This window comes from Rhizobium sp. KNZ2-6A (assembly GCF_056755475.1).
This window is the reverse complement of record NZ_JBNDIC010000079.1, coordinates 1-21,467: the sequence shown is the minus strand read 5'-3', so window position 1 is coordinate 21,467 and position 21,467 is coordinate 1. Positions and strand designations below refer to the sequence as shown.

The 21,467-nt window shown below is 59.4% G+C and carries 17 protein-coding genes; 7 read left to right on the top strand and 10 right to left on the bottom strand.

Annotated elements, in window-relative coordinates:
• Nucleotides 1–131: 131 nt before the first annotated feature.
• Nucleotides 132–863: a response regulator gene (locus ACPYOP_RS30925; protein ID WP_481414046.1), complete on the bottom strand. Its 732-nt coding sequence runs from the start codon at nt 861–863 to the stop codon at nt 132–134.
• Nucleotides 860–2,098 (bottom strand): GAF domain-containing sensor histidine kinase, encoded by a 1,239-nt coding sequence (locus tag ACPYOP_RS30920; RefSeq protein ID WP_481414045.1) that lies wholly within the window; start codon nt 2,096–2,098, stop codon nt 860–862. Before ACPYOP_RS30920 ends, ACPYOP_RS30925 begins: the two co-directional genes overlap by 4 nt.
• A 298-nt stretch (nt 2,099–2,396) precedes the next feature.
• Between ACPYOP_RS30920 and ACPYOP_RS30915 the strand changes: the two genes are divergently transcribed.
• The 6 genes from ACPYOP_RS30915 (at nt 2,397) to ACPYOP_RS30890 (ending at nt 8,333) form a co-directional block, all read left to right on the top strand.
• Nucleotides 2,397–3,413, top strand: a complete 1,017-nt coding sequence (locus ACPYOP_RS30915) for a substrate-binding domain-containing protein (RefSeq protein ID WP_481414044.1) — start codon at nt 2,397–2,399, stop codon at nt 3,411–3,413.
• Nucleotides 3,414–3,520: 107 nt separating this feature from the next.
• The gene (locus ACPYOP_RS30910; protein ID WP_481414049.1) at nt 3,521–4,984 is read left to right on the top strand and encodes a sugar ABC transporter ATP-binding protein; all 1,464 of its coding nucleotides are present in this window, start codon (nt 3,521–3,523) and stop codon (nt 4,982–4,984) included.
• Nucleotides 4,981–5,925, top strand: coding sequence for an ABC transporter permease (locus ACPYOP_RS30905; protein ID WP_481414043.1), 945 nt, complete (start codon nt 4,981–4,983; stop codon nt 5,923–5,925). The genes ACPYOP_RS30910 and ACPYOP_RS30905 overlap by 4 nt, the downstream gene beginning before the upstream one ends.
• Nucleotides 5,922–6,872: an ABC transporter permease gene (locus ACPYOP_RS30900; RefSeq protein ID WP_481414042.1), complete on the top strand. Its 951-nt coding sequence runs from the start codon at nt 5,922–5,924 to the stop codon at nt 6,870–6,872. Before ACPYOP_RS30905 ends, ACPYOP_RS30900 begins: the two co-directional genes overlap by 4 nt.
• Nucleotides 6,873–6,905: 33 nt before the next feature.
• Nucleotides 6,906–7,826 carry an SMP-30/gluconolactonase/LRE family protein gene (locus ACPYOP_RS30895; protein ID WP_481414041.1) on the top strand — a complete coding sequence of 307 codons (921 nt, stop codon included), beginning with the start codon at nt 6,906–6,908 and terminating at the stop codon, nt 7,824–7,826.
• Between the two features lie 306 nt (nt 7,827–8,132).
• Nucleotides 8,133–8,333, top strand: coding sequence for a hypothetical protein (locus tag ACPYOP_RS30890; protein ID WP_481414040.1), 201 nt, complete (start codon nt 8,133–8,135; stop codon nt 8,331–8,333).
• Between the two features lie 767 nt (nt 8,334–9,100).
• Here ACPYOP_RS30890 and ACPYOP_RS30885 read toward each other — a convergent pair.
• Together ACPYOP_RS30885 and ACPYOP_RS30880 are read right to left on the bottom strand one after the other, a co-directional pair.
• Nucleotides 9,101–9,502, bottom strand: a complete 402-nt coding sequence (locus ACPYOP_RS30885) for a type II toxin-antitoxin system HicB family antitoxin (RefSeq protein ID WP_481414039.1) — start codon at nt 9,500–9,502, stop codon at nt 9,101–9,103.
• A gap of 5 nt (nt 9,503–9,507) precedes the next feature.
• Nucleotides 9,508–9,696, bottom strand: coding sequence for a type II toxin-antitoxin system HicA family toxin (locus ACPYOP_RS30880; RefSeq protein ID WP_481414038.1), 189 nt, complete (start codon nt 9,694–9,696; stop codon nt 9,508–9,510).
• A gap of 452 nt (nt 9,697–10,148) precedes the next feature.
• On the opposite strand from ACPYOP_RS30880, the gene ACPYOP_RS30875 reads away from it, so the two are divergent.
• Nucleotides 10,149–10,289, top strand: a complete 141-nt coding sequence (locus tag ACPYOP_RS30875) for a tail fiber protein (protein ID WP_481414037.1) — start codon at nt 10,149–10,151, stop codon at nt 10,287–10,289.
• A 426-nt stretch (nt 10,290–10,715) separates the two neighbouring features.
• Here the strand turns inward: ACPYOP_RS30875 and ACPYOP_RS30870 are convergent, their stop codons facing one another.
• The 6 genes from ACPYOP_RS30870 to ACPYOP_RS30845 all read right to left on the bottom strand — a co-directional run bounded on the left by ACPYOP_RS30870 (nt 10,716) and on the right by ACPYOP_RS30845 (nt 21,066).
• A complete protein-coding gene (locus tag ACPYOP_RS30870) occupies nt 10,716–13,127 on the bottom strand; it encodes a cellulose synthase (protein ID WP_481414036.1) in 2,412 nt (803 codons plus the stop codon).
• Nucleotides 13,118–14,167: a family 8 glycosyl hydrolase gene (locus ACPYOP_RS30865; protein WP_481414035.1), complete on the bottom strand. Its 1,050-nt coding sequence runs from the start codon at nt 14,165–14,167 to the stop codon at nt 13,118–13,120. The genes ACPYOP_RS30870 and ACPYOP_RS30865 overlap by 10 nt, the downstream gene beginning before the upstream one ends.
• Nucleotides 14,164–16,677 (bottom strand): cellulose biosynthesis cyclic di-GMP-binding regulatory protein BcsB, encoded by a 2,514-nt coding sequence (locus ACPYOP_RS30860; RefSeq protein WP_481414034.1) that lies wholly within the window; start codon nt 16,675–16,677, stop codon nt 14,164–14,166. Before ACPYOP_RS30860 ends, ACPYOP_RS30865 begins: the two co-directional genes overlap by 4 nt.
• Entirely contained in the window at nt 16,677–18,866 is a 2,190-nt protein-coding gene (gene bcsA, locus ACPYOP_RS30855; RefSeq protein WP_481414048.1) for a UDP-forming cellulose synthase catalytic subunit, read from the bottom strand. The genes ACPYOP_RS30860 and bcsA overlap by 1 nt, the downstream gene beginning before the upstream one ends.
• A 60-nt stretch (nt 18,867–18,926) precedes the next feature.
• Nucleotides 18,927–19,910, bottom strand: a complete 984-nt coding sequence (gene bcsN / locus ACPYOP_RS30850) for a cellulose biosynthesis protein BcsN (RefSeq protein WP_481414047.1) — start codon at nt 19,908–19,910, stop codon at nt 18,927–18,929.
• 253 nt (nt 19,911–20,163) lie between these two features.
• Nucleotides 20,164–21,066 carry an alpha/beta hydrolase gene (locus ACPYOP_RS30845; RefSeq protein WP_481414033.1) on the bottom strand — a complete coding sequence of 301 codons (903 nt, stop codon included), beginning with the start codon at nt 21,064–21,066 and terminating at the stop codon, nt 20,164–20,166.
• Nucleotides 21,067–21,467: the final 401 nt, after the last annotated feature.

The following is a 21,467-nucleotide window of genomic DNA, read 5'->3' as shown; positions in this document are numbered from 1 at the left end:
GAGCAGGATGACAGGCGAAACGGCGGACATGAGAAATTCCGTATGGTTGGATTAATGTCTATTGCTAGCAATAGACAATTATTCGGTGGAAGACGTCAAGCGTGATCGACGTCGGCGGCACATTCTGTCGCTCAATCGTGAGGCTGGCGGGCGAGCCAGGCGGTAAGGTCGGCTTCCGCCCGCTCCAGAGCGCTGTGATTGAGCAGCTTTCTGAGAAACGCCACGGCCACGGCGCGGGCTCTGAGGTTAAAACGGCCATCATCGTCTTGATTGCCGAGCGGCTGATAGACGCCGAGCTTGATGTAGAGCTGTTGCAATCGGTTTTGAACGCTGCGAACCGAGAGATTGCGTCTTTGCGCGATGGCGCGATCAGTCAATCCCAGCGCGATATCGATCAGGATTTCATATTCGGCTTCGGTGAAGCCATTGACGTTTCCAAGGCTTTTTTGCTGCATGCCGCGCACTTCGCGGTCGATCACGCATTGGCTCTCGATGAAGATGCTGCGCAGCGCCAGCTTCAGCCGGTCGTCAGAGGCCGATTTCAAAACATAGCCGTAGACGGCGCCGACCGGCACGATGCGCGAGACGCCGCGAACATAGGCTTCGTCCGAATAGTTCGACCAGAAGAGGATGCGCGTCTCCGGCCGTTCCTTCCATATGGTGCGCGCAGCCTCGATACCGTTGCGCTGGCTCATCTGAAGATCCATGACGATATGGGCGGATTTGCAATCCCGCGCCAGTCGTTCGCCGGTATTGCCGTTTTCGGCTTCCAGCACGCCGTCGCATTCGGGAAGGGCGGCGCGGATCGCTTCGTTCAGATAGGAGCGATGAAGCGGATCGTCCTCGATGATCAGAACCTTCATGCCGCGGCTCCTCCTAAGGGCTGCGCCTTGGCGGGCAGGGTGACGCTGACCAATGTTCCTCCGGATGTAGCGGCCGGCTTTATCGCGAAACGCGCGGAGATCAGGCGCGCTCGGGTCCGCATGTTTTCGATGCCGCCCCCCGACGGTCTGCGGGCATTTCCAAGTCCAAGGCCGTCATCCATGACGTCGATGGTCACCGCGCCACCAACCGCTTTCAGGTGAACCTCGATGCTGGCGGCCTGGGCATGGCGTATGGCGTTGTTGATGGCCTCCTGTGCAATACGGAAGAGGGCAATGGATACCGATTGTTCGAGGCAATCGATGGCGCCGCCGGTCTCGTCTTTCAGCGTCCAGGCCAAAGTGGCTCCGCTCTCCTGGATCGATCGTTCGAGATGGTTTTCCACCGCCTGCGCAAAGCCGAATAGCTGAAGGACAGAAGGCTTGGCCTCTTCGATGATCTGACGAAGGTCGTGCATGCTATGATGCAAACCGCGAAATAGCGGTTCAAGGGCTTCACCGGTGACATCTGGCTGGCGGGCAAGCCGCTCCAGCCGGCGCGCTAGGCGGGTCAGATCGGCCAGAATCTGATCGTGCAGGTCCATGCCGATGCGTTGCCGCTCGGCCTCCAATGCCTCGGTCAATTTCAGGGCACCGAGGCGAAGGCCCTCCTCGCGGGCGCGGGCCTCGGCTTCCACGATTGCCGAGCGGTTAGCCTGGTCGGCGGCGCGGATGGCGAAGAAATGGGGTGCCAACAGATCGGCAATGACGCGGGCGCTTTCGACATGCTGCATGGTGTAGAAGCCGGTCTGGTGGCTCGAACAGGAAAGCGCCCCGATGACATGACCCTGTACTTTCAGGGGGACGTGCACGCGGCTATGCAGCGACTGGTGAAAGATCGGGTGTGAAAAAGCGCCCTGGAAATGAAACTGCGGGTCGCTCCAGGCATCGTCGGTCAGCAGATAATCGCTCTCGCCCCAGAGAAGCGTGCGGATGGGGCTGTTGCTTACGGGAGCCGGAAAGCGGCGTCCCCAATCGGTCTCAAGCCCGCTCTCATAGGCCGTATGAAATTGCTCGTCCACCAGCATGATACAGACGTCGAGATGATCATGCGGGATCACATGGCTGATTTCGGCGGCGACCGCCCGGATGACGGAGTGAAAGTCGAGCTGGCCGGCGAGTAGCCTCGATATGTTGAGATAGTGGTCGAAGACCGATTGCGGCGCCAAATTGCGCAAGGCACGCCCTCCCAGGCAACGCGTCGACCACTTCCCCTCCGGTCGATCGCAGCATATGGATTTCCAACGCTATTAAGCGCCGATCCGAGCCGTTCGTCCTGCGGACTTGCGCATTTTTTCTGCGGGATCCCGCAGGGTCTCGAGCCTTAAGCGCCTGTACAATCGAAACAATCTCGGACATCCTGCTTGTACTGACAGGGGAACCTTCAGTGCAAATATTATTTTCGATCGTTCGTTGAGGAGCGCGCTCGAAAATCTTGGCCCGGAAGATGAAATACGGGCTCATTGGGAGGAAAATATGAATATTGCCAAGATGCTGCTGGCATCCGCCGTCATCGCCTGCGTTGCCGTGCCGGGTTCCGCTTTTGCTGATACATCATCGAAGAAGATTGCGTTGTCGAACAATTATGCCGGCAACTCCTGGCGCCAAGCCATGTTGACCAGCTGGCAGAAAGTCACGGGCGAAGCCGTGAAGGCCGGTGTTGTGGCCGCCGCCGATCCGTTTACGACGGCGGAAAATCAGGCAACCGAGCAGGCCGCGCAGATCCAGAACATGATCCTGCAGGGCTATGACGCGATCGTCATCGACGCTGCATCGCCGACGGCGCTGAACGGCGCGATCAAGGAAGCGTGCGATGCGAAGATCGTCGTTGTTTCCTTCGATGGCATCGTCACCGAACCCTGCGCCTGGCGCATTGCCGTCGACTTCAAGGGCATGGGCGCCAGCCAGATCGAGTATCTCGCCAAAAAGATGCCAAAGGGTGGCAATGTACTCGAAATCCGCGGGCTTGCCGGCGTTTCCGTCGATGATGAGATTTCCGCTGGTATCCATGCGGCTGCCGCCAAATATCCGCAGTTCAAGATCGTCGGCTCTGTGCACGGCGACTGGGCGCAGGATGTCGCGCAGCGCGCCGTCGCCGGCATCCTGCCGAGCCTTCCCGATATTTCAGCCGTCGTGACGCAAGGCGGCGACGGCTATGGTGCGGCACAGGCCCTCGCAGCCGCCAAGCGCACCATGCCGACGATCGTCATGGGCAACCGTCAGGACGAACTTGCCTGGTGGAAGAAGGAGAAGGATGCCAGCGGCTATGAGACCATGTCCGTCTCGATCGCCCCCGGCGTTTCCACGCTTGCCTTCTGGGTGGCTCAGCAGATCCTCGACGGTCAGCCGGTGAAGAAGGATCTGGTCGTGCCGTTTCTGCGCATCGATCAGGACAATCTCGAAGCCAGCCTCGCCACCACGCAGGCGGGCGGGGTCGCCAATGTCGAATACACGCTGGATGACACCAAGAAGGTCATCGCTGCGGCGAAGTAATCGATATCGACAAGCACATGAAGGCCGGAGCCGCCAATAAAGGCGGTGCCGGTTAGATGCAACGGCCGGCCGGACGATCCATGATTGCAGTCAAAGACAATAGTTCGATGAAGGAAGACACCGAGCGGCAAGCCGTCGTCTCGGCGAGGGGCATCAAAGTGCATTTCGGCGCGGTCAAGGCGCTCGATGGTGCCGATCTGACCATTCATGCCGGCGAATGCATCGGCCTTGTCGGTCACAACGGCGCTGGCAAATCGACCATCGTCAACGTCATTAATGGCGGCCTTCACCCGCACGAGGGAACGATTACCTACGACGGCGACGACAAGGCGCACGGCATCAATGCCGCACGCGCATATGGCATTCGTTGCGTCTTTCAGGAGCTTTCTCTCGCCCCCAATCTGACCGTTGTCGAGAACATGCGGGTCGTTCATCACGGTCTTTCCGGCTGGAACTGGCGCCGCCGGGCTGCCGCGATCGTGCGCGCCAAGCTCGACGAGATTTTTGCCGGTCACAAGATCGATGTCATGCGCAGCGTCGGTGAGCTTTCCATCGCCGAACGGCAGATGGTGGAGATTGCGATCACCTTCTGCACCGTCGGCGAGAAGCCGAAGCTGGTCATCCTGGATGAGCCGACCTCATCGCTCGATGCCGGGTTGGCGGCGCAATTGATGACCTATGTGCGTCGGTTCGTGCAAGCTGGCGGCGCGGTGATGCTGATCTCGCATATTCTTGGCGAGATTCTTTCGACGGCGAGCCGCATTCTCGTCATGAAGGACGGCCGGGTCGTTGCCGATCGCGCCGCGCAGGATTTTAATGTCCGAAGCCTTGTCCAGGCCATGGGCAGCGTCGTCAAGGAACAGGACCGCAAGCACGGGAACGAGGAACGTGCCGTTACGCCTCCTATCCTCACCTTGCCTTCGCACAGGGGCAAGGGCCTTACCTTCGAGGTCCGCAAGGGGGAGGTAATCGGCCTTGCCGGTCTTGCTGGTCACGGCCAAACCGACATGCTGCTCGATCTCCATCGATCCTTGTCGAGCAATTGGCTGCCGGGCAGGCGGGAGAATATTACCTTCGTCGCTGGTGACCGCAGTCTGAACGGGACCTTTCCTCTGTGGAGCATCTTGAAGAACCTGAGCATCGCATCGCTTCGCGATCTCTCCAAGATGTCGCTCGTCAACAAGGAGCGGGAGGAAAGCCTTGGAGCCAAGTGGAAGGGGCGCATCGAAATCCGCACGCCGGCGATGGAGAACGGTATCCTGTCATTGTCCGGCGGCAATCAGCAAAAAGTTCTGTTCGCCCGCGCACTTGCGACGACGGCGCCGGTCGTGCTGATGGATGATCCCATGCGCGGTGTGGATATCGGCACCAAGCAGGAGGTCTATCGCATCCTGAACGATGAGGCGGCCGCCGGCCGGACATTCATCTGGTACTCCACTGAAATGGATGAAATCCGCCTTTGCGACCGCGCCTATGTCTTTCGAGACGGCGTCATCGTCGCGGAGCTGGCGGGAGAGGAAATCACGGAGGAAAACGTGCTGGCAGCTTCCTTTGCCGGGGAGGGCGCATGATCCGTCCATCGTCCGCTACCTTGCGTCTGCTTATCCCGGCGCTGTCGCTCGCCGTTCTGCTTATCGCAGTCTTCTATCTCCAGCCGCGGGCCATGAGCTATATCGGGCTCAATCTCCTTTTCAATCTCGCCGTGCCGATTGCGCTCGCAACGATCGCACAGATGATGATCATGTCGGTCAACGATCTCGATCTGTCGATGGGGACATTCGTCAGCTTCACGGCTTGCGTGGCCGCGACCTATCTGCAGTCATCACCGCTCCTGGGCATCCTTATTCTCGCTGCCGCGATCGCCGTCTATGCCGTCATAGGCGTGATCATCTACATCAGAGACTTGCCGTCGATCGTCGTCACCCTCGGCATGAGCTTCGTCTGGGGCGGCTTTGCGGTTCTGCTGCTTCCCGCGCCGGGTGGCACGGCGCCCGATTGGGCCCGCTGGCTGATGACTTCGAAGCCGCCGCTCGTCCCGATGGCGATCGTTGCGAGTGTCGTCATCGCGCTGATTTCGCACCTGATCGTCATGCGCTCGTCCTTCGGCGTATTGATCCGTGGCGTTGGCGGCAATCAACGTTCGCTTGAGCGCGCCGGCTGGTCCGTCGTCGCCTTGCGCGCGGCAGCCTATGGGCTTGCCGGCCTCTTTGCGGTCCTGTCCGGTATCGCACTGGTTGGGCTCACCACCTCGGCGGATGCAAACATTGCGCTGCGCTATACGCTTCTGTCGATCGCCGGGGTCATCCTCGGGGGCGGGGAATTCATAGGCGGGCGTGTTTCCCCGATCGGCGCTGTCATTGGAGCTTTGACCCTGACCTTGGCAGGCTCATTCCTGTCATTTCTGCGGATCTCACCGGACTGGCAAATTGGTGCCCAGGGTGCCATCCTGATCATCGTGCTGGCGCTGCGGCTCTTGCTCAACCGTGTCGAAAAGCGGGAGAAACAATCATGATCGCTTTTCGGACACTCGGCCGGAAGCCCTGGATCTGGTCTTTCTTTGCCACCATCATCGTTTGGCTCGTTACCGTGCTCTTCACCGGCGGTGCGAGCTCCGTCGGCCTTTCGCAGGCAGCGCTGACCTTTGCCGCCTTTTCCGTGATCGTCGGCATCGGGCAGATGTTCGTCATCACGCTTGGTCCCGGCAATATCGACCTGTCGGTGCCCGCCACGATGACGCTTGCCGGTACAATCGCGCTCAAGCTCATGAATGTCGAGGACGGCATGATCGTGCCCGGCCTGCTGGTGTCGATCCTCATCGGCCTTGGCATCGGTATCGGTAACTACGCCCTGATCAAGCTTTTGCGTATCCCACCCATCATTGCGACACTATCGATGAGCTTCATCATCCAGTCGACGGCGATCTGGAGCAATCGCGGCCTGCGCATCAAGCCGCCGGATCAACTGGCTGATTTCACCACATCCGGCTTCTTCGGCGTCCCGAATGTCGCGATTGTTGCTCTCTTGCTCTCAGTGCTTGCCTGGGTGCTGTTGGAGCGGACGATCTACGGCCGCTGGATATCGGCGATCGGGCAGAGCATGTTTGCGGCACGCATGGCCGGCATTCCCGTCGACGGGACACGGCTTGCGACCTATGTGCTCTGCGCCATCCTGGCTTCGGTTTGCGGCTATCTGCTCGCGAGCTTTTCTGGCGGCGCCGCCCTCAATATGGGTGCCGAATATCTGCTGATGTCGATCGCGGTCGTCATTATCGGCGGAACGGCGGTTGCCGGCGGTGATTCGAACGTGCCGGGCATATGGGGCGCGTCCCTTTTCATGTTCCTGGTCGTCTCCATGCTGAACACCTACGGTTTCGGCGCCGGACCGAGGCTCATCCTGACCGGCCTGATCATCATTGCCGTCATCCTCATTGCAGGCGGGCGCCCCGTCGGCGGGCGCTGACACTGTTCCCCAGCAGTTTTTAGGACAATCGAAATGTCGAACGACTCCTCATCCCTTTACGAAATCTACGATACCCGCTTCCGGAACCTCGTTGTTCCAAGTGCTGGGCTGGAGGAGCTTTATTCGGACTGCCGCTGGGCGGAGGGACCTGTCTGGTTCGCCGATGCCGAATGCCTGATCTGGAGCGACATTCCCAATGAGCGTATGCTGCGCTGGGTGCCGGATGGCGGCGTATCGATCTTCCGCGCACCGTCGAATTTTGCCAACGGCAATACGCGCGATCGGCAGGGACGTTTGATTTCCTGCGAGCATGGCGCCCGCCGGGTCACGCGCACGGAGATTGACGGCTCGATCACGGTTCTTGCCGACAGCTACAAGGGCAAGCGCCTGAATTCGCCGAATGACGTGATTGTTCGTTCCGACGGATCCATCTGGTTCACCGATCCGACCTACGGCATTCTCTCGAACTACGAAGGCTACAAGGCGGAGCCTGAGCAGGCGACCCGAAATGTCTATAGGCTCAACCCGTCAAGGGGCGAACTGGAGGTCGTCGTCGACGATTTCCGTCAGCCGAACGGCCTGGCATTTTCACCCGACGAGACAAAGCTCTATGTTGCCGACTCCGCCGCAAGCCACGATATCAGCGCTCCGCGTCACATCCGCGTCTTCGACGTCGTCGACGGAAAGAAGGCCACGAACAGCCGTGTCTTCTGCAACATCGACACCGGCATACCGGACGGCTTCCGGGCCGATATTGAAGGCAACATCTGGACCAGCGCCGGCGACGGCATCCACTGCTTCGCACCCGACGGCACCTTGATCGGCAAGATCAAAATACCCCAGACAGTCGCCAACCTCACCTTCGGCGGCCCGCGGCGAAATCAACTGTTTATCACTGCGACGCAATCGCTTTATCGAGTCTACACGACCGCAACGGGTGCGCAGATGCCGTGAACGAGCCGGTGTGCCGTAGATAATGAGATGTTGATTGATGGTAGCGGACCTCCGCCACATCGTGAAATCGGCACTTGATCCAAACACTGACAGTGACGGTCGATTTATCCCTGAACGCCAAAAGGAAGCGGCTTATGGCGAAACTGAATAGGTTATAGATTTCGCAAAGACGGGCAAGAAGGGGTTCCCGCGCCATTAGGCTGCGTTCGGGCTTGCACCGCCCCTCAAGATAATCGCGGTAGACGATGCCAATCAACAGTCGACGGCGCCGCCGACGCTCGAAATCTTGAGGCGGAAATTCGGGGCATGGTGGATGACGCTGTGCGATCGATGCGGTTTCGTGATGGCGCGACACTTGCCTCCTATGTCGCATCGTCTAATGAGGCAAGGGCAGCGCAGGCGCGGGCCTTCATCACCTGGCGCGATCAGATATGGGCTTATTGCTATGCCGAACTGGAGAAAGTGCAGACTGGCGAGCGCACGCAGCGACCATTGCCGATTTCATGACCGAGCTGAAAACACAGTTTCCGCTGACCTGGCCGGAATAGCCCTGCCTCACTTAGTTCGGGGCGAGGCAGGGGCTCAGAGGCTAGGCAGCAGACCTCGGATGCGACTATCCGGTTGAGGGCAGAAGTGTTGCACGCCGACGAAATAAAGTCCGTCGCTAAACCGTAGTCGAAAAATTGGCCCTGCCGGTGGGGCCGAGCAGGGCCAGGCACAGGGAAAACACTCATGTGCGCGACTTGAGTGAACCGGGATAGGGCTAAATCGCGACCAAATGTTAGCATTGAATGTATTTCTTGTGAAGGGTTCTGCAACCTACGAAGTACGGCACTTGACCTACCGCTGAAGCGTTTCAGGACATTCCAATGAAACCGAAACTCGTCCCGAACGCGTGCCGGGTGCTTTGCCGTGCGTGGATCATCCGCCCCATCATCGTGGCCAGCGGGGATGCGGCGTGATCGAAGCACTGATTTCGCGTGCGCAGAAGCCGGCGCGACAGCAGATAGCTCGGGCCGGGCAGCCTTACGATAGATTGCGGAAGTCGCAAGAGATAATCCCGAAGCATCTGAACATCAGGAAGAAGCCGAAGATTGCGCCGAGAACGAATTCCAAGCCCATATATTTCAAGAACCATGTCACCCACTTGCCATGATGACGGCGGAGACAACAAAGCAGATCCAGATTAGCAGATTCTTGCGATCTTGGAGCATACCCAGAACATAGGAGAAATATGAGCGAGACAACGGGCATGACTGCTCGCTGTCACACCACTAGGCGGCGTTAAGCTCAATTTCGCGCCGCGCAGCACGGACGAGGAAGCCGGAGCGAGTGAGACCCTTGGCTTCAGCGTATGCATCCACTTCCTGAAGAACATCTTCGGGCATCGTGATATTGAGACGGACGGCCTTCTTCGCTTCGGTCTTGAGGGAAACGAGAATGGCTACACCACCCAGATTATCGGGGTTAGCCATGACGTCATCAAGGGTCGATGCTTCCGGAATGGCTTCGCCATCCTCGATAAGTCCTTCGACATGGAGAGCAAGCGCTTCTTCAGCCATATGGCGTGCATCTTCGAGATCCGTGCCGGCTGTCACGACGCCTGGAAAATCAGGAAAGGAAACGCCGTAGTCGCTCTCGGCTTCCTTATGGATAAGTCCGATATAGTTGCGCATGGTGGTCACCCTAGTTTTAATCCTGACTGCTTTTCGATGCTTTTGAGCGTTCCTATCGGAATGTCTCGCTTGGGATGAGGAACGGTAACGCGCCCCGGTTTGGTGGAGTGCTTGAACTGCACATGGCTTCCTTTGGTGGCGACTTCGTACCAACCATCGGCTTTTAGAGTTGAAATTATGTCACCGCTCTTCATGTGAATGATATACACACGCGATGTGTATAATTCAAGATGATGGTAGCGTCATTTTGAGCGCGACCCACCTTTAAAGATCAAAAGTGGGCGACTTCCGAAAGATAATACCATCAAGGCGGTTCTCTGGAGTCACCATTTTTCAATGGAGGCATTTTTTTGCCTTCGATCTTAACGGCAATTACAATTGCCATCCGGCTACCTGGTGGTCACCGGGCCGAACATCCTGGCGAGCCCAGCACAACCCGTCGCTTGAGGATATCCAGAGCGCGCTAAATGGCATTCTCCTTATGTTTGGTGTCGCGCCATGGACGGGCAACCAAAATGGCAATAGGCAGCGGCAAGAACCTTGCCAGTCCGTCCGACCCTGGCGACGAGGGGTCTCTTTCGTACCCGCAGGGATATTTCCCGACCGGTGCGGTGATCGACTTCATTAGTAACGCCGCACCGGCGGGATGGTTACTTGCTGTAGGGCAGGCTATTTCCAGAACTACCTATGCGACCGCGTTGGTATTCTTGGAACGCGCTATCGAGCTGGCGACAGCGCCACAACATTCAATCTGCCGGATCTGCGCAGGCCCGTGGCGGCCGGTTAAAGATAACATGAACGGGGGCGGCCGCCGGGCGCCGGATAACAACATCCGGTGTAGCAGAAACCACGCTCGGTGCCAGTGTTGGCGCACAGACGCATACGCTAATGATCCAGCAGATGCCGGCGCATGATCATGGCGGATCTACGGGACTTGATGACGGGAATCAACCCGTACTCACTATTTGGACGACCATTGCACGAGGGAACGGGATCCCTCCGCTAATTTTAATACTGCAGAGTATCTGAATTTCCTACCCGATGCTGCCGCCGCTGGTATAAATCCTCTTTGGAGTTTGGCCTTTTTGAGGGTCGGACATATGTGAATGGCGGCGTGCTCGCATAAGCAGGACTTCAGGCTCGGTTATGGATTTTCTTAAGTCGAACTCTGCTGAACTTTATCGGCTTCGATGTGTTGTGAATCCGCGCGAAATCAATAGCCGCCAGGCTGCGGGTGCTTCGCGAGCATGAGGTCTCTCAACCCACGGCTGCCGTCGCGGCTGCCGGTGGCAGCGACCGCGGTGAAGATGCGTTCGGCATCGTCGTACATTTTGAGATTGAGATAGCTGTATCCGCGCAGCACCATGAGATCGACGCGCTCTTGTTGCAATTGTGCGCGCTGATCGAGATAAAGAAGCGCCTCGTGGTAGCGCTTGCCCGAGAAGGCGGACAATGCGCGGTCGGAAAGTATGGCTACCTGCAGCTCGGCGGCGCGTTGATGGCTCATTGGCGCCTTGGTTGCTGCAACGGCCGCATTGTTGGCGAGACCGGCGCGAAGATAGGCGAGGCTCTGGCCATAGGCTGCCTCTTCCCGCGACTTGGGATCCGTATTGTTCAACGCGCCGCCAAATGCTTCCACAGCCTCCATCGGTCGATTGAGGTTCATCAGGCACCAGCCGCGCGACAAGGCATTGGCCGGCGTGAGCAGCTCTGCATTGACGGTGGTCGTGCATCCGGAAGCTTGCCGCGCAGCGCGGGCAGCCGTTCTCGCGCGGGTCTGCGGTTCGGCATATTCGACTGAAGGGGCATGTCGACCAGGCGCTGCGGGCTGAGTGGCATTTGGCGCGTTGACGTTCGGAGACGTCATTGGGATCTGAGCCTGCACTCGAGGAGTGGCCGGCGGCGCGTATTGCCGGTTTCCCTGCTGCTTTATTTGCGGCGTCCCTTGGGGTGATGTTTGCTGTATTGTCTGCTCTGCCTGACTGGGGGGAGGCAATGGTGCCGAGGTTGGTGCGCGCTGCGCCGGCTCGCCGAGGACGGCAATGCGCTGCGAACGCCCGGCCCAAAGCCGTTGGACGTCGGCAACGCCCTGCCGGTCGTTCAACTGATTGCGCGTAATTGCCAGACCATAAGCAGAGGGTTCATCATCCGGTTTCCAGCGCAGGGCCGTCTCGAACCAGCGGGCCGCTGCCTGCGGCTGATTCAGCGTGCGGGCGTACCAGCCGAATTGCTGTGCCGTCGGCACATATTTCTCTTTCACGATCTCGGCGGCAACGCGCTGCAGCACGCCTTCGCCAAGATTGGCGGGCGGCTGCAGGGCCATCAGGTTGGCAGACGCAGCAAGGTAGGTCGCCATCGCATCCTTGGATTCGTTGCGCCACTTATACATGACGTCTTCGGCTTCCTGCGGCTTGTGGTCGGCGATCAGGACCAGGGCTAGGCCTTGCGAGATGGTTGCGGAATCCTCTTTCTCATGCGCGGCTTTGAACCATTGTTCGGCATCGCTGTAGTTGCTGCGGCGCAGATAGTACCAGCCGAGGAGCGAATCGTCCGATGCCAGGCCCTGGCTGCGGGCGATGCGTTCGACCTGAGACAGATAATCCTGCGCGACGGTCAGCTTGGGATCTTCATTGCCCTGGGCTACGAAACGGCGGGCAAGATCGGCCCTGATGCTGTCGAACTCCCGCCCGCCATTGCCGTCGGGTTTCTCAAGCGCCAGCAGATCCTGCATCGGCTGATATGGCAGCAGGCCCGCGGCTTTCTGAATGGTGGCAATCCTCTCCTGCGGATTGGTGCAGGTCTTCAGAATATATTTATAGGCGTCCACGCCGCGCGCGGCGCGATCCGTGCGGATGAAGGCTTCGGCAACGCGCCAGAGGACATCGATGTCGCTGCAGGTGAGCAGGCTCGGCGTATTGGCGCCGACATCGATCACGGTCGCGTATTGCTTGAGGTCGGAGGCGTTGACAAGGCGTGTGCGTGCTTCTGCTATGTCGAGGCGCTCAAGCAGATCGGAGGGCGGTTGCCAGCCGGTTTCGGCCGACTGGCGATCGGCAATGGCCTTGCGCACCTCTGCATAGCGGCCCTCCGAATAGAGCTGCCACATGGCCTCGAGCCGTTTGTCGCTGTTTTGCGGAACGGCCAGCGGATCAGCCGGCGGCGTCCAATTGGGATAGAGCGCCTGCAGGCGGGAGATTTCGGCCTGAAGCCTTGCCTTGTCGCCACGGCTGGCAAAATAGCGCAGTGCGCTTTCATCCACCTTGGGTGGATTATTGCCGGGTTGAGCCTGGCCCTGTTGCTGCGATGAAGGCTGTGGCGCTGATTGCGATGGTGGCGCTGTTTGCGCGACCGTGTCCGGCGTCGTCTGCACCGTGTTTGAAGGCTCGGGCAGAACCGGGGAGGGCGCGTTTGACTGTATGTGATCGGCGAGTGCCCGAAGATCGACGGGCTCCCCGGAACTGCCGTCTTGCGTCATATCACCTGCGAGCGTGATCTGCGGCTCCAGGCGACTGGACTTTGCCAGCTTGATCTTGTCCTCAGGCGAGTCATGATCCTTCGTCGCGAGCGTGAACCCCGCCACGGCGACGGCCATGAAAGCCATGATCAAGGTGGATTTTATAAACACTCCGGGTGTTTCTCCGCGACGAAAGCCAGGCTCAGCAGTTGCAAGGTGGCCGGATAGTAAAGCGATGGCGCGAACTGCCTGACCGAAGCAGGCAGTTTCGTTCCACTCACCACACACGCCACAACATCGTTAACAATTCCATAACCGGGATCGGGAAGCAGGTCCTTCGGCTTGCCGGTTGTAAGGTCGATCGTCGCCGGCACGCCTCCCTCGACAGTCATGCCTTGCCGCAGGCGTATGAGCAGGGCTTTGTCGTCTATGCCAGCCCGCGCCAGGTAAAGCGGGATCCTGACGGCATTATAGCCGAACTCCGCCTCGAAGCCGTCGGCAGGCTCCGGCTTGGCCTTCAGGCTGACCCAATCGGCCGGGAGCTTGCGTGGGCCGAACTGCATCGCACGCAGCAGGGTCAGACCATCGTCGCTCAGCTTCTGCCAGCGATCGGAAGGCGCCAGGAGCGCCATGACGGGAAACGCCTCGAAGATCCAGTAGGACGGATTGATGACGGGGCCATCCTTGCGTCCAGGCGGCAGATACCCATCCACACCGGGAATGAGCAACGTCCGCCCTCCGGAATTGACGACCACATGCGAGAGGATCGCTTTGGCCATAGTCGCGGCGGCCCGCAGATGATCCTTCCTGTCCCAGGCCGATCCTGCGAGCGCCAAGGCATAAGCGATCAACAGGTCGCCATCTGAAGCGTCGTTCGCGTCCGTGACGTGAGGTGTGACGGCTGGATCCCATTTCCAGACGGCAAGACCATCGTCGCGGAGCAGGAGTTCAGTTCGGGTAAAATACCAGATCTGCTCGAAATCAGCTGGATTGTTGGCGAGATAGGCAAGAAGGAGACCGTAGCCTTGCCCTTCGCTGTGGCTGATGCCGTTATTGCCGTTGTCGATGATACGGCCGTTCTGATCGAGGAACTTCGCTTTGTAGGCAGCCCAGGCTTGCGGATCGATCGCAGCGCGCTGAGCGGCGACCGGCTGGGCCGCCGTCAGGGCGATTGCGGCGCAGATCGCAAGAAGGGACAGCCAGCCTCTCATTCGCGCCTGCCGATCTTGGAAAGGACGCTCGCCGTGCAGATGCCGAGCAGGAAGGCGGCTGCTACGAATAGGAGTGCGTAAGATAGTATGTTGCTGGAAAGCCAGTTTGCGGCGATCAACCGATAATTCGTCAGCGACCAGGGCTGGGTCGTGACGAAGGTGAAGCGGCTGACGGGGGTTGTATCGATCTTTCCGGTCTTGCCGGAATAGACGGTGATGCGACCGCTGATCTCGGGCCAGGCGCTCTGCGCGGTCATTGCCTCCACGCCGGAGCGCAGGTCCTGGGCGCTCGGTGCGGTCACGACAGTCCAGCCCGCGTCATTGGTCGGATTTGCCTCCTGGGCGATCAGGAGGCTGTTGGCGTTCGACGGCGTGAACACCTGCTCCGAGCCGGGTATGAAGCGCAGCGAGCTCAGCGTGATATCGAAATTGCGATGCATCCATTGCTGGAAGCGTTCCATCTGCCCCTGCAGCAGTCCACCGCTGATGCGGGAGCGCCAGTCGGCGATCGTCACTGAGGCTTCCGAAGTGCCGGTCTGACCTAGAGCGGGCGGGCGCCAGGCCACCTGGCTCGATGAGGAGATGTTCATTTGCGCGAGGACCGTCGACGGCAGTTGCGAGACGGAGCCGATGAACAGCGCGTTGCGGGTCCCGACCGTGTTCGAGGAGACCGTCGGGTCCACAGCGATCGGATGTCCGCCAACGAGTGCCATTCGACCCAGGAGCGTCGCGGCGGCGGATAGCGTGTCGGCATCCACCCGGTCGATGAAGAGCGCTGTGGGCCCGCTGCCGCGATTATAGGGGTAGCCGGTGCCGGCGAATGCGGCAAGGTTGGGCCGCTGTGCGACCCTTGCAAAATCCGGGACGCGGAACTGGCTGGTATCGAACAATGCGAAACGCGGCGTCGTGCTCGACGTTGCCGCGGGCGCGCAGGCTGAATCCTCGTCGGCGAGCAATATGGCTTCCAGCGTGATTGTGTTCAGGCCCGGCTTGAAGTGGCGCATGGTGATGCGGATGGGCAAGTGCCGGAAGATGCCGCCTCCGGTCGCCGTGATCGGCTTTGTCGTGGCGATGCTGCCGTTGACGTACACGTCGATATGGCTGCCCGGCCGCACATCCTTGGCATAGGCTGCGTCAAGCAGGATGGTGGCTTCCCCATAGGCGTTCGCATAGAAATCGGATGGAATTGCCACATTGAAGCTGGTGTGGAAGCGGCGCCCGGAGAATTCGCTGGTCTTGACGCCCAACTGCTCGAAGGAGAGGCTGGTGTCGGAGTAGATCAGCGGCGCATCCGGGGCCGTCCATCGCTGTGTCACCAGCAGATCACGGGGGGTATTGGGGTCGCGGTCGGTCGGAGAAACCACCATATCAATCGCGGAGGAAATCGCCTGCCAGGACGGGCCGCTAATGAGAAGGAGCTGCTGACCGCTACGCGGATCGGTCGCAAATGTCGCCAGAGCTCCATTTTGCGCCGAAGTCGGAACGGAAAAGACGGATTGCAATTCCGCCGGTGTGCCGACGATGACAGCCATTTTGCCGGGGCCGGGTGAGGGCAATGCATCCGTGTCGAACGAGAAAGTCTCATTCGGCATTCCGCTGAGCAGAGCAAGGCCCTGCGCGAGACGCAGGATCGGCTTGGTTGTCCCGGGTTGGGCAAGCGCCGGCACGACAAGATTGAACTGTGTCTTGCCGGCTCCGTCGACACCGATCGCGCGGATCGCATCGGTGGTCGACAGCTTATCCGCCTCATTGCTGGCGAAGCTCAGATAGGTTCTTGCGGGATCGATGTCCGACCAGAGCTCGTAGGTCGAGGGGATATCGCAATCGACGCGGTGGCGTTGCGACGCTTCGAACGTCAGCAGGTTGGCACCAGGTTGCAGGAGCCCGCGCGGGATATCGAAAGTGACATCCGATTCATTATCGGAGGAGCCGATCTGCTGCTCGTGCACCACGCGGTCGTTCAGAAGGACGGTAAGCTGCGATGTCTCCGGTGCAACTACGACCGCATTCTGATAGGCAAAGCTCAATTTCGCCGGCGCCGCTGCCTGTTCGGGTGTCAGATAGATCGACCAGGACCTGCGATCGGTCTCGCCCTCCAATCGCAATTTGGCAAAGGGAACGACATAGCGACGGAACGCCGGTGTGGGTGCGACAGCAATTGCCGGTTTTGCCTCCGGCCTCGTCTGAACCGGGGCGACGGGCGTTGTGGCCTGCGGCGCAACAGTTTGCGGCGTGGCGGCTGGCGGTTTTATGACCGGAGGCGGAGTAACCTGGGGAGCAACGGTCTTAGGTGTCACAGCCTGCGGAATTGCGGCTGAAGGCGCCGTTGCCTTGGGTGGTTCGGCCTGTGGTGCTGTCATTCGGGGTGTGGTGATCTGCGGTACTGTCGGCGATGCGCCTTTCGGTCGCTCGCCCGACATGTCGAAAGGCGTCGTCTGCGCCTGCGCGGCCGCAGCGCCCAGGAGAATAACAAGGGTAGGAAGGATAAGAGCAGGCAGGATACGGTTCATCAGCTTCTCGCCTTCGCATCCTGCCGCTGCTGCGTGCGATCCGAGCCCACACCCTTGAAAAGATAGATCAAGCCGCGACTGGTCTGGTAGAATGACAAGCCCAGGAACCAGATCGTTCCCCGTATGATACCGGGGTTGCGCCGCCGCGCCTGCTGGAACTTCGTCCATTGGTCGGAATTGGCGAAGACAAGGTCTGCAATCAAACGATGGTCGGCGGCATCCCTCGGAACATACTGGCAGCCAATGGCCGTGATGTCGCCCATTTGCTCGATATTGCGGATTACGACCGACAAGGTCACCATGTCGGCGCCACTATAGGGCTGGAAGCGAATGGTGGCTTCCGAGCCGACCTTGATCGGTTCCATTCCCCTATTGAAGACGTTCAGCCTGGCGCCGTGAACGGAAACATCCTCGATGGATGCGGAATTCCATCTGCCGTCGGTCCCGAACTCGCTGCGGCGATCCACCCTGACGCGGCGTGAGGAGGCCCGCTCCCCGCGTTCAGAGACAACACCAAGTGCACAGCCGGACAGGATGAGGTTGATGAGGTTCCAGCCGCCGACGACGAGCGTGACATCCGCCTTATAGGGTTCCGCATAGACGCGGTATATGGTGACCGCCAGCGCGATGATCTGAACGGCGAAGATGACGAAGAACGGACGGCTGATCTCCGAAAGCCGGCTGACGGCGATCGATTCATCCTTGGCCGTAACCTTGAAGGTCGGCTTGCGCGGATTGAGCATGACCGAAACGACGGCGGGCAATAGATGCACCGTCTGGACATATTCATAGAGCTCGGAAATCCATGGCCAGCGGAACGAGCCATAGAGATAGTTCTGCATCATCAGGTTCACGAGCATATAGGCGAGCGTATAAGCGAGGAATTCGCTGCCCGACGCGGTAAAGATCTCAAGGTCGAAGAAAAGATAGAAAAGCGGCGCGAACAGGAAAATGACGCGCGGGAACGGAAAGAGCCAGAACAGCGTCGAAGACATGTAGCAGAGGCGCTGCGGCAGCGTCAGGCCGCGCTTCAGGAGAGGGAAGCGGAAGCGCAGGATCTGCATCATGCCCTGGGCCCAGCGGCTGCGCTGGCCGATGAAGCTCGCAAAGGTCGCCGGCTGCAGGCCGGCAATCAACGGTTTGTCGACATAGATGCTGTTCCAACCGGCACCGTGCAGCGCAAGCGCGGTTTCACAATCCTCGGTGATGCTGATGCCGCTGAAGCCGCTTTGCGATTCCAGCGCCCGGCGGCTGAGCACGGCGGCGGACCCGCAGAAAAAGGCCGCGTTCCATTTGTCCAGGCCGCGCTGAATGATGCCATAGAACATCTCGTTCTCGCTCGGCATGTTGTCGAAGGTGCGCAGGTTGCGCTCCAGCGGATCCGGATTGATGAAGAAATGCGGCGTCTGCACGAGAAAGAGCCTTGGATCGTCCTCGAAATATCCGACCGTTTCGCGCAGAAAATCGCGCGCGGGCGCATGGTCGGCGTCGAAGACGGCAATCAACTCGCCGCTCGAATGCTCCAGGCCGTTGTTGAGATTGCCGGCCTTCGCATGCTCATTGCGCTCGCGCGTCAGATACTCGACTTCCAGATCGGTGCACAGCTGCTTGAGTTCATTATGGCGCGCCATCGCAGCCTGCGATTCCAGCACCTTCGTCGAGTTGCGCTTCTGCGCGGTGCCGCCGTCGTCCAACAGCCAGACCCTGAGCTTGTCGGCCGGATAGTCCATCGCCTTGGCCGAGGCGAGCGTATTGGCAAGCAGATTGGTGTCTTCATTGTAGGACGGGACGAATACATCCACCGTCGGGAAATTCTGCGTCTTGGCGGCGCGTGCGGTGCGCGAGGGTAGGGGGGTCGCGACGATGAAGAGGCTGAGCATCAGCATCGCGACGTTGTACATTTCGGCGAGATAGAGCAGCAGGCCCGGGATGAAGTTTTCCAGCTGGTTGACCGGCGGCAGCGTGTAGGAGGTGCGCCAATAGACATAGCGCAACACGATGGCGGTGCCGAAGGCAAGGGCGACCAGGCGCCATGTTCCCTGACGCTTGAGGACCTTGATGACCGCCATGATGGTAACGACGACCGTGCCGGCAATCAGCTGGGTTTGAAGGTTGACCGGCAATGTGATCAGGACGATGCCGCACAGCGCTATCACGGCCCATATCAAGATGCTGCGTGCTGTGTGCATCGGTATCCCTTCAAAGGTATTGCCAGACGCCATCCTGGCGTCTCCAAGCCGTACCGCTTGCTAGCGGCACGCCTGGGATATGCCAGCTTCTGCGTTACAGTCCGGTAAAGGCACGATGATATTGCTTGCCGTGTTGGTCGACGGCGGCTGGGCTATCGAGGTTGGCCCGCTTGCACCATTCGTCTGCGGCGGCACGCCCTGTCCGTCGGGTAACGGCACGCGCGGCCCGATCATCGGCGGCAGGGTCGGCTGAACCTGCGGCTGCGGCTGCATCACGGCCGGCCGACGGATGACAACGGGGCGCGCTGTTGCGGGGCGGTTCTGGTAGCCGATGCCGATCGGCGCCGTACGATAAGGCGTCGCATCGGGATAGACCAGTTCGCCCGGCTTGCCGAGAACTGCATCGGCTCCGCGCGGCCCGCCGAAAGGGTTCAACGCGGCACCGGCGAAATGGCCTGTTATCGTATAGCCATAGACGGTGCCTAGGAGTTGGCGTTCCGTCGCATGGGCGTCGCAGAGCCGGATGCGCACCTGCACCATGCCGAAATTGCGTTGCTCCTGCGACGGGGCAAAACCGGCCTTCACCTGCTGCCAGGCATAAAGGCAGGTATCGCCGGCCCTGCTCGGGCCGGAGGCATAGCCAAAGGGGCCGTAGTTGTTCTGAACGAATATAGCCGAACGCGCGAGCCGCACGCCTGGGATTGACGCTGCCATTTCACGAGCGATCGTACCCTCGCTGACTGTATCGAACGGCCTGCTCCCGAGCCCGGGATTGGAGCCGGTTATACCGAGAAACTGCACCTTGAGAAAATTCTGACCGGGAACGGAAGAGGAGGTGAAGAGCGAGATCGTCTGCTCGATATCTTTCGCATGCCTGCGCTCCACCACATTGACGATTGCCGGTCCGCCTGGGGGCGGAAAAGCGAGCGCCTTGTCGGCGGCAACGGTTTCTACGCCGATCGACTGGCGAACCTGGCCGGTTGTCGTGCATCCGGCGCCGAGGCAAGCCAATAGTATCAACGTTATCGCTTTTGAAAAATGCATCTCGGGATCGCGGCAATCATGTGTGGTCGCATTCATCGCAAATCGCGCGACGCTCTTTAGAATCAAGCCCTTGTATTCAATATAGCAAAGAAAAGTGATTATGGTTAACCAAGGGTTAATTTTGCTTGATCGCCTCTCCGAGGCGACCGGAAATCCGTTGCGAACACAGCTTGTCGCGCGGGGTGCGCGAGGAGGCGACGAGTTGCCAGAGAATGCGCTGGAGCCGCAGGTGGCAAGCGCATGAATTTTCGACTTATTTCATCCTGCGAAATGCGATCTGCACGGCCCGGTTCAAGGCGATCGGCAGCACCGACATATGGTTCTCTCCGGCATATTCCTCGAAGGTTACCATTTCTGTGGATGATGTCAGCTTAGCCCATCTCTGAGCCATCTCGCGGGCGAGCTCCACCGTGCGGGTTTCCTTTGCTCGTTCCAGCCGCTTTTGTTCCTCCAGCGTATCCTTGTGGAAGGGCGCAAGTGTCTCGCCTTCATATTGGCCGGCGGAAAGATGCAGTTCGATGTCCGGGAGAGCCTGACGCTCGTTCAGGAATGCGCTTTCCGTCGACAGAATAGCGGCGGCTTCCCAGTAGATCGCAGGGCTTGCCGAAATCCAGCGATTGAAGGCCGTTGGTTTCGTCAGCAGCGCGTAAAGCACGAAAAGGCCACCGAACGAATGGCCGAAGAGCGTCTGGCGCGATCGGTCGATCGGAACCTGCTCTTCGACCCACGGCTTCAGCTCGTTTTCGATCAGCGTCAGGAAATGCTCGCCGCCGCCTGTTCTCACATCGGGTGTGTCTGGAAAGAACGGCGGATAGACCCGGCCCGGCGGCGGGCTCAGATCCCAGGAACGGCGAAGCGGATCATACGGCTCGTCCGTGGGATAGCCGATAGCGACGACGACACCTTCGCCGACATTGGTCCCATTCGGATAGCTCGCCTGAACCTTCAGCGCATCGACGGCGGTGGCAAAGCAGGCATTGCCATCCGTCAAATAGAGGATCGGCCATCCCTCCGGCGGAGCCGGCTTGCTGGGGCGATAAAGAAAAATTCTGTGCGGCTGATCGGCATTCTCAAACTTCAGATCGACAAACGTGCAGCCGGCAAGCGTGACGGGCACCGGGACTTCGGCTGCTTCAGGTAACGACGATTGGGACATGCTCTCTCCGGCTGACCGAATATTTAGAGCGCCGGATTGGGCGGCGTCCTTAACAAAAGGTGATAGGATTCCTCATATTATCGGAAATGCAATCTGACAAGCCGCTCGAACGAAGCCGTGATGCAAGTTATGGCTGTGCATTTTCGGCGGGCCGCGCAGTCAGGCAAGCCATTTTGCAACATGGGTTCGGAATTCAACAAAAAAGATGACTTATATACTCATGTATTCTTGACGCCGGCCGCGCCCGCGAACTAGTTTGCGCCATCTTTTTCAAGAACGGGTAGGCGGCAAGGGAATATGACGCAGGGATCGCATAATTATATCAATAGTTTGACACGTAAGAGATTTCGCCTCGCGGGCAGTGCCACCGCACTTGCAACACTATTTGCATTGAGCGGAAA

Excerpts from the sequence above, each read along its gene's own strand:
- ACPYOP_RS30925 (WP_481414046.1), bottom strand. The coding sequence starts at position 863 with ATGAAGGTTCTGATCATCGAGGACGATCCGCTTCATCGCTCCTATCTG.
- ACPYOP_RS30915 (WP_481414044.1), top strand. The coding sequence starts at position 2,397 with ATGAATATTGCCAAGATGCTGCTGGCATCCGCCGTCATCGCCTGCGTT.
- ACPYOP_RS30910 (WP_481414049.1), top strand. The coding sequence starts at position 3,521 with ATGAAGGAAGACACCGAGCGGCAAGCCGTCGTCTCGGCGAGGGGCATC.
- ACPYOP_RS30905 (WP_481414043.1), top strand. The coding sequence starts at position 4,981 with ATGATCCGTCCATCGTCCGCTACCTTGCGTCTGCTTATCCCGGCGCTG.
- ACPYOP_RS30900 (WP_481414042.1), top strand. The coding sequence starts at position 5,922 with ATGATCGCTTTTCGGACACTCGGCCGGAAGCCCTGGATCTGGTCTTTC.
- ACPYOP_RS30895 (WP_481414041.1), top strand. The coding sequence starts at position 6,906 with ATGTCGAACGACTCCTCATCCCTTTACGAAATCTACGATACCCGCTTC.
- ACPYOP_RS30890 (WP_481414040.1), top strand. The coding sequence starts at position 8,133 with ATGGTGGATGACGCTGTGCGATCGATGCGGTTTCGTGATGGCGCGACA.
- ACPYOP_RS30885 (WP_481414039.1), bottom strand. The coding sequence starts at position 9,502 with ATGCGCAACTATATCGGACTTATCCATAAGGAAGCCGAGAGCGACTAC.
- ACPYOP_RS30880 (WP_481414038.1), bottom strand. The coding sequence starts at position 9,696 with ATGAAGAGCGGTGACATAATTTCAACTCTAAAAGCCGATGGTTGGTAC.
- ACPYOP_RS30875 (WP_481414037.1), top strand. The coding sequence starts at position 10,149 with ATGGTTACTTGCTGTAGGGCAGGCTATTTCCAGAACTACCTATGCGAC.
- ACPYOP_RS30865 (WP_481414035.1), bottom strand. The coding sequence starts at position 14,167 with ATGAGAGGCTGGCTGTCCCTTCTTGCGATCTGCGCCGCAATCGCCCTG.
- ACPYOP_RS30860 (WP_481414034.1), bottom strand. The coding sequence starts at position 16,677 with ATGAACCGTATCCTGCCTGCTCTTATCCTTCCTACCCTTGTTATTCTC.
- bcsA (WP_481414048.1), bottom strand. The coding sequence starts at position 18,866 with ATGCACACAGCACGCAGCATCTTGATATGGGCCGTGATAGCGCTGTGC.
- bcsN (WP_481414047.1), bottom strand. The coding sequence starts at position 19,910 with ATGCATTTTTCAAAAGCGATAACGTTGATACTATTGGCTTGCCTCGGC.
- ACPYOP_RS30845 (WP_481414033.1), bottom strand. The coding sequence starts at position 21,066 with ATGTCCCAATCGTCGTTACCTGAAGCAGCCGAAGTCCCGGTGCCCGTC.